The following is a 12,707-nucleotide window of genomic DNA, read 5'->3' on the forward strand; positions in this document are numbered from 1 at the left end:
GGGCCTGCGGCATCCGTTTCCGGATGCCGCAGGCCCTTCGTGACCGTGCTCCTCGACGTTAGATGCGGTCGAGTGCGTAGCCCTCTTCGCCGTGCACGATGGTGTCGATACCCGCAAGCTCATCTTCGTTGCGGATGCGGAAGCCGATGGTCTTCTCGATCAGCAGGCCCAGCAGGTAGGCGACGATGAAGGAGTAGACGAGCACTCCGAAGGCCGCGATGGCCTGCACGGCGAGCTGGCCGAGGTTTCCACCACCGGTGAACAGGCCCGTGTCGATGGCAAAGAAGCCGAGGTAGAGGGTACCGAGCACTCCACCGACGAGGTGGATGCCGACCACGTCGAGCGAGTCATCGAAACCGAGCTTGAACTTCATCTCGATCGCCAGGGCACAAACGGCGCCGGCGATGAGGCCGAGGAGCAGCGCCCAGCCCGGCTCAAGGTTGGCACAGGCCGGTGTGATGGCGACAAGACCGGCGACGGCACCCGATGCGGCTCCGACCGACGTGGCCTTGCCGTCCTTGAACTTCTCCACGAGCATCCAGCCGAGAATGGCGGCCGCGGTGGCTCCCAGAGTGTTGACAACGATGATGCCCACGTTTTCGAGACCGTTGAGCCATTCGGCGCCGGCATTGAAACCGAACCAGCCGAACCACAGCACCGCGGCGCCCATGAGGACCAGCGGCACGTTGTGGGGCTTGGTGATGCCCTTCTGGAAGCCGACACGCTTGCCCAGTACCAGGGCGAGGGCGAGGGCTGCGGCGCCCGCGTTGATGTGCACGGCGGTACCGCCGGCGTAGTCGATGACGCCGGGAAGGTTCAGCGTCTCGCCGAGCTGCATGATCCAGCCGCCGCCCCAGACCCAGGCTGCGACCGGGAAGTAGACGAGTGTGGCCCAGACGCCGGCGAAGATCATCCAGGAGCCGAACTTCGCGCGGTCGGCGACGGCGCCGGAGATCAGCGCGACGGTGATAATGGCGAAGGTTGCGCCGAACGTTGCACCAAGCAGGTCTACGTTCGCCGTCTCGCCGGTGGCGAGGGCGCCCAGACCGAAGTCAGAGAACGGGTTGCCCGCAAACTGCATGGGTCCGTCGACCGCGCTCATGTTGAATCCGTAGAGGATCCAGAGCACGCTGATCAGGCCCAGTGCGCCGAAGCTCATCATCATCATGCTGACGACGCTCTTCGCCTTCACGAGTCCGCCGTAGAAGAAGGCGACGCCCGGTGTCATAAATAGAACCAGGGCCGTGGCCATGATCCCCCATGAAATGCTTCCCGTGTCCATAGATTGTCCTCACACCTCTCGATTTACAGGGTGTACCACGAGGACTCATCGCTCGGTGTGCCGCATCGGGTACTTTTTTAGTATCCGGCTACGACGTTTCAACAAACGTTCCGATGTGTTTCGCGAGTGTTACGCGATTGGCTGCGATGTTAAGACCGTGTTTCGGGCTCCGCACCGGTTTCGAGGGGCTCGCGGAGCCTATTCCGCGTGTGGAGGAAGCTCCCCGGTGGTGAGGGCGACCATGCGCGACTGGGACCGCTGGTACTTCTTGCGGTAGCCGCCCCCCAGCATTTCCGGGTCAAAGACCTCGTTGAGCGGCAGCCCGCTCGCGACGATCGGAATTTCCGCGTCGTACACGCGGTCGATGAAGGCCACGAGCCGCAGGGCATCCGTCTGGTCGGTCAACAGGTAGACATCGGTGAGCGCGATGATGTCGACGTCGTGGAGGATCTTGACGTATTTGGAGGGGTGCACGGTACCGAGGTGCCGGATGAGCGCACCGAAGTTGTCTTCGGTGAAGCGGGCACCGCGCTGTTGCAGGGTGGTCACCATGTGCTCCAGGTCTTCCGGCTGCACGGACGTGGCCTGTCCGGAGGCGTTACGCCGCCGGTAGTCGAGGCCGTCGATGCGCACCGTCTCGAAGTTCGACGACATGGCCTGGATCTCGCGGAGGAAGTCCTGAGCCGCGAACCGGCCCTCACCGAGGGAGTTCGGTGGCGTATTCGACGTTGCGGCGACACGGGTGCCGGTGGCGACGAGCTCCCCGAGCAGACGCGTCATCACCATCGTGTCCCCCGGGTCGTCAAGCTCGAACTCGTCGATGCAGATGAGCTTGGCGCTGCGCAGCTCCTTGATCGTCTCCTGATATCCGAGCGCTCCCACCAGAGCCGTGTATTCGATGAACGTCCCGAAATACTTGGGTCCCTGCGCCTCATGCCACAGGGCGGCCAGCAGGTGGGTCTTGCCCACTCCGAAGCCGCCGTCGAGGTAGATGCCCGGCAACTCGGGCTTCACCTTGCGCCGGGAGAAGAACCCGCCGGGGCGCTGCCCGTTCGCGGCCGCGCTGAATGCCTGCAGCCGTTCCACGGCCCCCAGCTGCGAGGGGTAATCGTGGTCGGGTCGGTACGACGCGAACGAGGCGTGTTCGAACTGCGGCGGCGGTACCAGCTCGGCGACGATCTCCGCACCGGTGATGTCCGGGGTGCGCTCGCCCAGTCGGGGCACCTGCGTGTGCGTGTGCAGCTGGGGTTGGAACTGATTCTGTGGCGTCATTGCGGGGTACTCGTCTTCTGGGTGGTCGTCATCGTGTGCAACGAAAGCCGTAGGAATGTGAACGGCGCCCACACCGCGTAGATTTAACGGGGGGCAGATGACAAGCCTAATCCGCGCACGACGCAGAGGAAGCGTCAGAACCGTCCCCCTTCTGGAGGTTTCATGTCCATCGCGCTCGACCCGGCACCCAAATTCGCCGCATACGCCCACCCCGAACGTCTCGTTTCCGCCGAATGGCTGCAGGCGAACCTCGACACCGACGGGCTCGTCGTCGTCGAATCAGACGAGGACGTGCTGCTGTACGAAACCGGCCATATCCGCGGCTCCGTGAAAGTCGACTGGCATACGGAGCTGAACGACCCGGTCACCCGCGACTTCATCAACGCGACCGCATTTGCGGCGATGCTGAGCGAAAAGGGCATCTCCCGCGATTCCACGATCGTCGTCTACGGCGACAAGAGCAACTGGTGGGCCGCCTACGCCCTGTGGGTGTTCACCCTGTTCGGGCACGCCGACGTTCGCCTTCTGGACGGCGGCCGCGACAAGTGGGTCGCCGAGGGCCGTGAGCTCACGACGGAACGACCCGAGGTCACTCCGACCACGTACCCGGTCGTGGAGCGCAATGACGCTCCCATCCGCGCCTTCCGTGACGACGTGCTCGCCCACTTCGGCAACCCGCTGATCGACGTGCGCTCCCCCGAGGAATACACCGGCGCCCGCACGCACATGCCGGCCTACCCGGAAGAGGGAGCCCTGCGCGGCGGCCACATCCCGTCGGCGGCATCCGTGCCGTGGGCGCGAGCGGCCGCCGACGACTCCACGTTCAAGGGGCGCGCGGAACTGGACGCCATCTACAAGGGAGAGGCAGGCCTGGCCGAGGGCGACAGTGTGATCGCCTACTGCCGCATCGGGGAACGGTCCAGCCACACCTGGTTCGTGCTGACACACCTGCTCGGCTTCGAAGGCGTACGCAACTATGACGGGTCATGGACCGAGTGGGGCAATGCCGTCGGCGTGCCCATCGTCCTCGGCACCGAGCCCGGTGAAACCCCGCAGGCCCGTCGATGACCGAAGAGGCGCTCCCGGCGCAGCTGTCCGACATCCGCGAGGACTTCCTCGCGCTGGAACAGCGTGACCGCCTGCAACTGCTGCTCGAGTTCTCGAACGAGCTGCCGGAGCTCCCCGAGCGGTACCGTGACCATCCCGACCTGTTCGAACGCGTGGTGGAGTGCCAATCGCCCGTCTTCATCTTCGTCGAGGTGGATGCCGAGAACACGTTCCACCTGTACGCGACGGCGCCGAGGGAGTCACCGACCACTCGCGGGTTCGCGTCGATTCTGGTGCAGGGCCTCGACGGTCTCACGCCGGAGCAGGTGCTCGCCGTTCCCGACGACTTTCCGCAGTCGATCGGTCTGACCCAGGCCGTATCGCCGCTGCGAATTCGCGGCATGTCGGCCTTGCTGGCCCGGTCAAAGCGTCAGGTCCGGGAGCGCACCGGACTCTAGGCCTCGGTTCTGGTCGAACTGCCCTGCGGCAGTTCGGCCAGCCAGGTGGAGATCGTGCTGTTCCACCGCTGCCGATCGTAGTTCCACAGCTTGGTGTGGCGAGCCACACCAAAGGGCACGAAGGTGACGATGTCATCGCGACTCGTGGCCAGGGATCGCGACCCGGTCACGGGCACGAAGCCGTCATCATTGCTGTGCAGCAACAACATGGGAAGTTCGAGCTCCTCCGCCCGGGCAACGAAGTCGAGTCGGCCAAAGTCGATCGGAGCGGCCTGACCGGTGATCAGCCCGCCCCACCGGCGTCCCATCACTTGCATGGCCACCCGCGCGATCACCGGCGGCAGCTTGAGCGCGACGCCCTGAAAGGCGACGACATCGGCCCAGTCAATCACCGGGGATTCGAGCACCACCCCCGCCAGCACGTCCAGGTGTCGGGTGCGCGTCGCCGTCTGCAGCACGATCGCGCCGCCCATTGACCACCCCATCAGCACGATGCTGCGCGCCCCACGATCCGCCGCGAACTCAATGGCCGCGTCCACGTCGTGCCATTCCGTGTCGCCGAGGGCGTAGAGGCCATCCCCGCTGAGCGGAGCCTCCCCATCGTTCCGGTAGGAGATCAGGAGCGAGGTGTACCCCGCCTGTCGAAACACCGGGACCGCGCGCAACCCTTCCGGCCTCGTCACGGCCCGACCGTGCACCTGAATCACCCAGCGGTCGCCGGGTTCCTCGGCTGGAATCAGCCAGGCCGGGGCATCCGATCCCGTCTCAAGCGGAATCATCGCCGTCTCGAAGGCAAAACCGAGGTCTTCGGGGCGGAGGTAGAACCATCCGCTCAGCCGGCCGCGCTCGGCGGTGGCGAGATCGCCGTAGTCGACGGAGAGGATGCGCCGGGTGACGCCCTGCTCCCCCGCCGTCACAACCTCCCCGAGTCTGGCGTGTCCGGTTCCGGCGCTGAAGAAGAAGCTGTATTCCCCCGGAAGCATGGAATCGGCGGTGCGCTGCAGGATGATGATGCCCGCCGTCTGGTCAACGGCGATCACCCGCGTGTCGTCGACGCGTTCCTTGGGCGGGGTGACGATGGTGCGTGCCATGACGGCCGCCACGACGGCTGCCGCGGTGGCCGCGGCCAACCCCATACCGGCCACGACGATCCCCGAGAGACCCACCGCTTTACGTAGACCCACTCCGTGCCCTGCTCTGCCGTTCACGCACACCTCCTGCTCGCCCGGCGTGCCTCGCAGACAACACCCAGAAAAAACTCTAGTCTGCAGACGTGTCCGAAACTGAGGAATCGCTCCCACCGGAGTTCGCAGCCGCCCTAGATGCCATTCGACGTGCCACCACTCGACCCGACCTGATCGTGAGCGAGATCCCTGCCCCCGGCAGGCTCGCCCCCTACTCGGTCGCCCTGTCGGCCGACGTGAGGCCCGTGCGCCACGGCAGTGACTCCGACCAGGGCACCGGTCGTTTCATTCTGCTGTACGACCCCGATGAACCGGAAGGCTGGGGCGGACGCTTTCGCGTCGTGTGTTTCGCCCAGGCGCCGCTCGAGGTCGAGATCGGTCTCGACCCGTTCCTGGCCGAAGTCACCTGGACCTGGCTCGTGGACGCCCTCACGGCCAGGGGGGCACGGTACACGGCGGCGTCCGGCACCGCCACCAAGATCATCTCGTCGGGCTTCGGCCAACTCGCCCAGCAGGGCGACGGGGCCCAAATCGAGCTGCGGGCATCGTGGACGCCGCTCGACCACAACCTGACCGCTCACGTGGAGGGGTGGGGCGAGCTATTGTGCATGATTGCCGGTCTGCCGCCGCTGGGCGAAGGAGTGAGCATGTTGTCCGCCCGCCGGGCTGCACGCGGTGGTGGCTGATCGCTCGAGCGAGCGAGAGAATGAATGTAGCAGTTCGCATAAGCCAGCAGGGCAACAGCACACCGAGAAGCAGGGTATGAACTCGACACACAGCGTTATCGACACTCGAGAGGCCTACCTGGCCGCGACCTCCGAACTGGCGGCCGGCACCGGACCGATCGGCGTCGACGCGGAACGCGCATCCGGGTTCACCTACTCACAGCGCGCGTACCTGATTCAGGTCTTCCGGCGCGGCGCCGGCACCTTCCTCTTCGATCCCCCCATGATCGGCGATTTCAGCGAGCTGAACGTTGCGCTCGCCGACGAGGAGTGGATTTTGCACGCCGCCAGCCAGGACCTCGCCTGCCTGCGCGAGGTCGGCCTGAACCCGAGCCGCATCTTCGACACGGAACTCGCGGCCAGGCTCCTGGGCCTGCCCCGTGTCGGCCTCGGCACCGTCGTGGAAGAGCTTCTGGGCATCCATCTCGCCAAGGAACATTCCGCGGCCAACTGGTCGACGCGCCCCCTGCCCGAGTCCTGGCTCGTGTATGCGGCACTCGACGTGGAGCTGCTCCCTGACCTGCGCGACATCATGGTCGACCTGCTCGTCGAATCCGGGAAGACCGACCTCGCCGAGCAGGAGTTTCTCGCCGTGCTCGAGAAGCCCCCGGTCGGCGCACGCGTCGACCCGTGGCGCCGGTTGTCGGGCATCCATTCCCTGCGCGGCCAACGCAATCTCACGGCCGCCCGCGAGTTGTGGATCGCCAGGGACGACCTCGCCCGGGAGAGCGACGTGTCGCCCGGTCGTCTGGTACCCGATGCGTCGATCGTCGCCGCGGCCCGGGTGCTGCCCACCACCAGGCAGGCCCTCGCTTCGTTGCGCGAATTCACCGGACGCGCCAGCCGGAATGAGCTGGACCGGTGGTGGACGGCGCTGAAGGCCGCGCAGACGACAACCGACCTTCCGCAGGCCAAGCCGCAGACCGACACGCTGCCCCCGCCCCGTGCGTGGGCCGAGCGCAACCCGGAGGCCGATGCCCGCCTCCGGGCCGCCCGAACGGCCCTCACGGTGTTGACGGAGGAGCGGTCGATTCCGCTCGAGAATCTGCTCACCCCCGAGTACCTGCGCCGCGTCTGCTGGGCGCCACCCGAACCCGCTGATGCCGCATCCGTGAGTGAGGCCCTGTCCACGCTCGGCGCCCGACCCTGGCAAATTGACGCGACCGCACAACTAATAGCGGATGCTTTTGTAGAACTTCCACAGGCGCTGGACGCGCCTGAGGAAACCGAGTCGTAGGAACAGTCAAACGATTCCTCTCGTAAATACTGCCCCCCTAGGATCGGTGAAGACCTGATCGACTGATGGAGGCATTGTGGCCGAGAGAGCAGAAGTTGTCTTTGTGGACGGGGTTCGAACTCCGTTCGGACGCGCTGGCGAAAAAGGCATGTATTGGAACACCCGTGCCGATGATTTGGTGGTGAAGGCGATCATCGGGCTCATGGAGCGCAACCCCGGCGTTCCCGGTGAGCGGATCGATGACGTGGCCATCGCCGCCACCACCCAGACCGGCGACCAGGGCCTCACCCTCGGCCGCACTGCGGCGCTGCTGGCCGGACTGCCCAAGTCGGTGCCGGGCTTCGCCATCGACCGGATGTGCGCCGGAGCAATGACCGCCGTCACGACGATGGGCGCGTCCATCGGCTACGGCGCCTACGACCTCGCGATCGCCGGCGGTGTCGAGCACATGGGACGCCACCCCATGGGTTCGGGTGTTGACCCGAACCCGCGTTTCCTCTCGGAGCGTCTCGTCAGCGAGGATGCCCTCAACATGGGCGCCACGGCCGAACGCATCCACGATCGCTTCCCCGCGTACACGAAGGAACGCTCTGACCGCTTCGCCCTGCGCAGCCAGCAGAAGGTCGCAGCGGCCTACGCCGCCGGGAAGATCCAGCCGGACCTGATTCCGGTCGCCACGCGCAGCGAAGCCGGCTGGGGCCTGGCCACCACGGATGAGGCGCCCCGCCCGGAGACCACCCTGGAGGGGCTGGCCACGCTGCGCACCCCGTTCCGGGCGCACGGACGAGTCACGGCCGGCAACGCATCCGGACTCAACGACGGAGCGTCCGCGTGCCTGCTCGCAAGCGGGGCGACGGCCAAGGAGCTCGGCCTGGACGTCAAGATGAAGATGGTGAGCTTCGGCTTCGCCGGTGTCGAACCGGAGGTGATGGGCCTCGGCCCCGTTCCCTCCACCGAGAAGGCGCTGCGCAAGGCCGGGCTGAGCATCACCGACATCGGTCTGTTCGAGCTCAACGAGGCCTTCGCGGTGCAGGTCATCTCCTTCCTCGATCACTTCGGTATCGATGATGAGGACCCCCGTGTGAACGAGTACGGCGGAGCGATTGCCATCGGGCATCCGCTCGCCAGCTCCGGCGTGCGCCTGATGAACCAGCTCGCCCACCAGTTCGAATCGCACCCCGAGGTGCGCTACGGACTCACCGCCATGTGCATCGGCCTCGGCCAGGGCGGCAGCGTCATTTGGGAAAACCCGCACTTCAACAAGAAGGCAGCGAAGCGATGACCGATACAGCACCCGCCCACTACGACACCCTCGACTTCACCCCCCTGCTGGAGCTGTCGGCCGACGAGGTCGTGACACACTCCCTCGTTCGGGATGTGCCCCTGAGCCAGGGGCGCGTTCTTGCGCTCGTGACACTCGACAACGGCCGCGACCACACCCGTCCGAATACCCTGGGCGCGGCGTCGCTGCTCGAATTCGCGGCCACCATGGACGCGCTCAAGGCCCGGGCCGACCGCGGGGAGATTCACGGCGTCGCCGTGACCGGCAAACCGTTCATCCTCGCGGCCGGCGCCGACCTGAGCAAGGTCGCCGAGATCCCGTCGTTGGAGGTCGGCAAGCTGCTCACCCAGCTCGGTCACCACGCTTTCGGCAAACAGGCCACGCTCGGAGTGCCCTCCTTCGTGTTCATCAACGGCCTCGCGCTCGGCGGTGGACTCGAGATCGGGCTCAACGCCCAGTACCGTTCTGTCGACGCGACGGTCCCGGCCATCGCGCTTCCGGAAGTGTTCCTCGGGCTGATCCCGGGCTGGGGCGGATCGTACCTGCTGCCGAACCTCATTGGCATCGAGAACGCGCTCAAGGTGGTCATTGAGAACCCGCTCAAGAACAACCGCACACTCAAGGGAGCGGACGCCCTCAAGCTCGGGATCGCGGACGTCATGTTCCCGTCCGCTCGCTTTCTCGAGCAGTCCATCGAATGGGCCGACGGCGTCATCGCCGGGACCGTCACGGTGTCACGCCCGAACCAGCCGGGAAAGATTGAGCGGCTCGTCAAGTGGGATGTCGCCATCGGCGTCGCACGCAAGATGCTCGAGAGCCGGATCGGCACGGTCGCTCGTTCGCCGTACGTGGCACTCGACCTGCTGCGCGCCGCCAAGTCCGGGACCAGGGCGGAGGGCTTCGAACGCGAGGACGACGCTCTCGCCGAGTTGATTTCCGGCGATCAGCTGCAGGCGAGCATCTACGCCTTCAACCTGGTGCAGAAGCGCGCGAAACGCCCGGCCGGTGCACCGGACAAGGGTCTCGCCCGCCCGATCACCAAGGTGGGCGTGATCGGGGCCGGCCTCATGGCCAGCCAGTTCGCCCTGCTCTTCGTGCGTCGCCTGCGCGTGCCCGTGGTCATCACCGACCTCGACCAGGCTCGCGTCGACAAGGGCGTCGCGTACATCCACAACGAGATCGCGGAGCTCGAGACCAAGGGCCGGATCTCGTCGGATGAGGCGAACCGGCTGCGGCACCTCGTCACCGGCACGACCGACAAGGCGGACTTCGCCGACGCCGACTGGGTGATCGAGGCCGTATTCGAGGAACTCGGCGTCAAGCAGGATGTCTTCGCCGAGATCGAGAAGCACATCGCGCCCGACGCCATCCTGGCCACGAACACCTCGTCGCTGTCCGTCGAGCAGATCGGCGCCAAGCTGCTGCACCCGGAACGGCTCGTGGGCTTCCATTTCTTCAATCCGGTGGCCGTGATGCCCCTGATCGAGGTTGTCAACACGCCCCAGACGAACGAGACCACGCTGTCAACGGCCATGGTCGTCGCCGGAAAACTGCGTAAGAATGCGGTCATCACGACGGACACCCCCGGATTCGTGGTCAACCGGATCCTCGCCAAGGTGCTCGGCGAGGCCATGCACGCCGTCGACACCGGCACGCCCTTCGACGTCGTCTCCGAAGCGATTGCCCCGTTCGGACTTCCGATGACACCGTTCGAGCTGCTCGAACTCGTCGGCCTCAAGGTGGGCGCGCACGTTCTGGACACCCATCACGCCGCGTTCCCCGACCGGTTCTTCGAGAGTACGAACCTGCACCGGCTCGCTGAACACGGCAAGCTCCTCGAGCGTGACGCGAAGGGCAAGATCAAGGGCTACGACAAGGACGCCCTCAAGATCGTCGCCGGCGGAACGACCCCCATGACGGCGACGGAACTCCAGCGCCGGTTCGAGGACGGCCTCGCCGACGAGATCAAGCGGATGCTGGACGGGGATGTCGTCCACGCGGCAGAGGATATCGACCTGTGCATGATCCTCGGCGCGGGCTACCCGTTCCAGATGGGCGGGGTCACCCCGTACCTTGATCGGGTGGGCGCGAGCGAGCGGGTCTTCGGCGGCACGTTCCACACGCCGCCGATCCGTGGCGTCGGGTCAACCGTCACCGCCGAAAGCGTCGCCGGCTAAGCGGCAACACTCTGGCGTGTCCTAACGCAGAAGAAGGGTTCCTCGGCGACGAGGAACCCTTCTTCTCTGCATGCAACGGTGAGCGCTACTCGCTGCGGGTCACCGAGATCGATCCGGTATCCGTGCGATCGGCGGACAGGGCCCGCGCGTGAGGCAGCTTGCTGCCGAGAACCATGGCCACCACATCGCGAGCGATGTGCTGCGGCGTGAGGCCGGTCGCCTCCAGGATCTCGGCCCGGGTGCCGTGGTCGAGGAACTCGTCGGGCAACCCGAGTTCCGTCACCGCGGTGTCGACATCAGCGGCGCGCAGGTCCTGGCGGATCCGGGTGCCGATTCCGCCGACGCGGATGCCGTCTTCGATCGTCACGACGAGACGGTGATCGGCCGCGAGATCGATGATGCTGCGAGGCACCGGCACGACCCAGCGCGGGTCGACGACCGTTGCTCCGATTCCCTGCGCGGCGAGTCGGTCGGCGACGTCGAGGCCGGTCCCCGCCATCGGGCCGACGGTCACAATGAGCACATCTTGCTGGGTCGATTCCTGCAAAACATCGACTCCGTCGGCGAGGCGTCTGATCGCATCGTATTCGACGCCCACGTTGCCCTTCGGGTACCGCAACACCGTCGGGCCGTCATCAACACGAACGGCCTCGCCGAGCTCCTCACGGAGTCGAATCGAGTCGCGCGGCGCGGCGAGTCGAATGTTGGGGATGACCTGCAAAATGGCGAGATCCCACATGCCGTGGTGGCTCGGTCCGTCCGGCCCGGTCACTCCGGCCCGGTCCAGCACGAAGGTGACGCCCGCACGGTGCAGGGCCACGTCCATCAGAACCTGATCGAAGGCACGGTTGATGAAAGTGGCGTAGAGGGCTACGACGGGGTGCAGTCCGCCGAAGGCGAGTCCGGCAGCGGATGTGACGGCGTGTTGTTCCGCGATTCCGACGTCGTGGACCCGGTCGGGATACCGTTCCGCCATTTTGTGCAGGCCGGTGGGGCGCAGCATCGCGGCGGTGATGCCCACGAGCCGGTCATCCCGGGTGGCGAGGTCGAGCATTTCATCGGCGAAAACCGACGTCCACGACGCCGCACCGGCTCCGGCAACGGATTCACCGGTCTCCGGATCAATCTGGCCCACGGCGTGGAACTGGTCGGCTTCGTCGAGCACTGCCGGGCTGTAGCCGCGGCCCTTCTGCGTGATCGCATGCACGATCACCGGCGCGCCGTAGTTCTTGGCCTGGGTCAGCGCCTCCCGCATGGCTTCGACGTCGTGGCCGTCGACCGGGCCGATGTACTTGATGTCCAGGTTGGAGTACAGCGCCTCGTTGTTGGTGACGCGGCTCAGGAAGCCGTGCAGTCCGCCGCGCACGCCGCGATACACGGCTCGGCCGGGGGCGCCGAGCTTGTCGAAAACCTGACGGCTCGTGAAGTAGGCGTCTCGGTAACTGGCCCGGGTGCGTACCGTGTTGAGAAAGCGGGCCATACCGCCGATGGTGGGTGCATAGGAGCGGCCGTTGTCGTTGACCACGATGATCAGTTTGCGGGTGTTGTCGTCGCTGATGTTGTTGAGCGCTTCCCAGGTCATTCCCCCGGTCAGTGCGCCATCGCCGACAACAGCGACGACGTGCCGGTTGGTCTGACCCGTCATCTGGAAGGCACGGGAGATGCCGTCCGCCCACGACAGGGAGCTGGACGCGTGGGAGCTCTCCACGATGTCGTGCTCCGATTCGGAGCGTTGGGGATATCCGGCGAGCCCGTCGGACAGGCGCAGCCTGCTGAAGTCCTGCCGTCCCGTGAGGAGCTTGTGAACATAGGACTGGTGACCGGTGTCAAACACGATCGCGTCCGTCGGTGAATTGAACACCCGGTGTATGGCGATCGTGAGTTCGACGACTCCGAGGTTCGGACCGAGATGACCGCCCGTCTTCGACACCTCCCGCACCAGGAAACCACGTACCTCCGTGGCCAGCTGCACCAGTTGAGCCCCCGAGAGGCCGTCGAGGTCCCTGGGACCGGAAATTGTCTCCAGCAGAGTCATCCACATCA

Annotated in this window: 10 protein-coding genes; 6 read left to right on the plus strand and 4 right to left on the minus strand. The window is 66.0% G+C overall.

The window, feature by feature from the left end:
* Positions 1–58: 58 nt before the first annotated feature.
* Together AC1MB9_RS08655 and zapE are read right to left on the minus strand one after the other, a co-directional pair.
* Positions 59–1,282: an ammonium transporter gene (locus AC1MB9_RS08655; RefSeq protein ID WP_479961561.1), complete on the minus strand. Its 1,224-nt coding sequence runs from the start codon at positions 1,280–1,282 to the stop codon at positions 59–61.
* A gap of 198 nt (positions 1,283–1,480) precedes the next feature.
* Positions 1,481–2,554 (minus strand): cell division protein ZapE, encoded by a 1,074-nt coding sequence (gene zapE, locus AC1MB9_RS08660; RefSeq protein ID WP_479961562.1) that lies wholly within the window; start codon positions 2,552–2,554, stop codon positions 1,481–1,483.
* A gap of 162 nt (positions 2,555–2,716) precedes the next feature.
* On the opposite strand from zapE, the gene AC1MB9_RS08665 reads away from it, so the two are divergent.
* Both AC1MB9_RS08665 and AC1MB9_RS08670 read left to right on the plus strand, forming a co-directional pair.
* Positions 2,717–3,622 (plus strand): sulfurtransferase, encoded by a 906-nt coding sequence (locus AC1MB9_RS08665; RefSeq protein ID WP_479961563.1) that lies wholly within the window; start codon positions 2,717–2,719, stop codon positions 3,620–3,622.
* On the plus strand, positions 3,619–4,059 hold the full coding sequence (locus tag AC1MB9_RS08670; protein WP_479961564.1) for a SufE family protein: 441 nt from the start codon (positions 3,619–3,621) through the stop codon (positions 4,057–4,059). The genes AC1MB9_RS08665 and AC1MB9_RS08670 overlap by 4 nt, the downstream gene beginning before the upstream one ends.
* On the opposite strand, the gene AC1MB9_RS08675 is transcribed toward AC1MB9_RS08670, so the two are convergent.
* A complete protein-coding gene (locus AC1MB9_RS08675) occupies positions 4,056–5,267 on the minus strand; it encodes an alpha/beta hydrolase family protein (RefSeq protein ID WP_479961565.1) in 1,212 nt (403 codons plus the stop codon). The genes AC1MB9_RS08670 and AC1MB9_RS08675 overlap by 4 nt on opposite strands.
* A gap of 65 nt (positions 5,268–5,332) precedes the next feature.
* On the opposite strand from AC1MB9_RS08675, the gene AC1MB9_RS08680 reads away from it, so the two are divergent.
* The 4 genes from AC1MB9_RS08680 (at position 5,333) to AC1MB9_RS08695 (ending at position 10,664) form a co-directional block, all read left to right on the plus strand.
* On the plus strand, positions 5,333–5,929 hold the full coding sequence (locus tag AC1MB9_RS08680; protein ID WP_479961566.1) for a DUF3000 domain-containing protein: 597 nt from the start codon (positions 5,333–5,335) through the stop codon (positions 5,927–5,929).
* Between the two features lie 76 nt (positions 5,930–6,005).
* The gene (locus AC1MB9_RS08685; RefSeq protein WP_479961567.1) at positions 6,006–7,205 is read left to right on the plus strand and encodes a ribonuclease D; all 1,200 of its coding nucleotides are present in this window, start codon (positions 6,006–6,008) and stop codon (positions 7,203–7,205) included.
* A 76-nt stretch (positions 7,206–7,281) separates the two neighbouring features.
* Positions 7,282–8,487, plus strand: a complete 1,206-nt coding sequence (locus AC1MB9_RS08690; RefSeq protein ID WP_479961568.1) for a thiolase family protein — start codon at positions 7,282–7,284, stop codon at positions 8,485–8,487.
* Positions 8,484–10,664 carry a 3-hydroxyacyl-CoA dehydrogenase NAD-binding domain-containing protein gene (locus AC1MB9_RS08695; protein WP_479961569.1) on the plus strand — a complete coding sequence of 727 codons (2,181 nt, stop codon included), beginning with the start codon at positions 8,484–8,486 and terminating at the stop codon, positions 10,662–10,664. The genes AC1MB9_RS08690 and AC1MB9_RS08695 overlap by 4 nt, the downstream gene beginning before the upstream one ends.
* Before the next feature lie 85 nt (positions 10,665–10,749).
* Here the strand turns inward: AC1MB9_RS08695 and dxs are convergent, their stop codons facing one another.
* Positions 10,750–12,699, minus strand: coding sequence for a 1-deoxy-D-xylulose-5-phosphate synthase (gene dxs, locus AC1MB9_RS08700; RefSeq protein WP_479961570.1), 1,950 nt, complete (start codon positions 12,697–12,699; stop codon positions 10,750–10,752).
* Positions 12,700–12,707: the final 8 nt, after the last annotated feature.

The sequence above is a fragment of the Cryobacterium sp. AP27 genome, assembly GCF_056680495.1.

Coding starts and splice junctions, on each gene's coding strand:
- AC1MB9_RS08655 (WP_479961561.1), bottom strand. CDS start 1,282: ATGGACACGGGAAGCATTTCATGGGGGATCATGGCCACGGCCCTGGTT.
- zapE (WP_479961562.1), bottom strand. CDS start 2,554: ATGACGCCACAGAATCAGTTCCAACCCCAGCTGCACACGCACACGCAG.
- AC1MB9_RS08665 (WP_479961563.1), top strand. CDS start 2,717: ATGTCCATCGCGCTCGACCCGGCACCCAAATTCGCCGCATACGCCCAC.
- AC1MB9_RS08670 (WP_479961564.1), top strand. CDS start 3,619: ATGACCGAAGAGGCGCTCCCGGCGCAGCTGTCCGACATCCGCGAGGAC.
- AC1MB9_RS08685 (WP_479961567.1), top strand. CDS start 6,006: ATGAACTCGACACACAGCGTTATCGACACTCGAGAGGCCTACCTGGCC.
- AC1MB9_RS08695 (WP_479961569.1), top strand. CDS start 8,484: ATGACCGATACAGCACCCGCCCACTACGACACCCTCGACTTCACCCCC.
- dxs (WP_479961570.1), bottom strand. CDS start 12,699: ATGACTCTGCTGGAGACAATTTCCGGTCCCAGGGACCTCGACGGCCTC.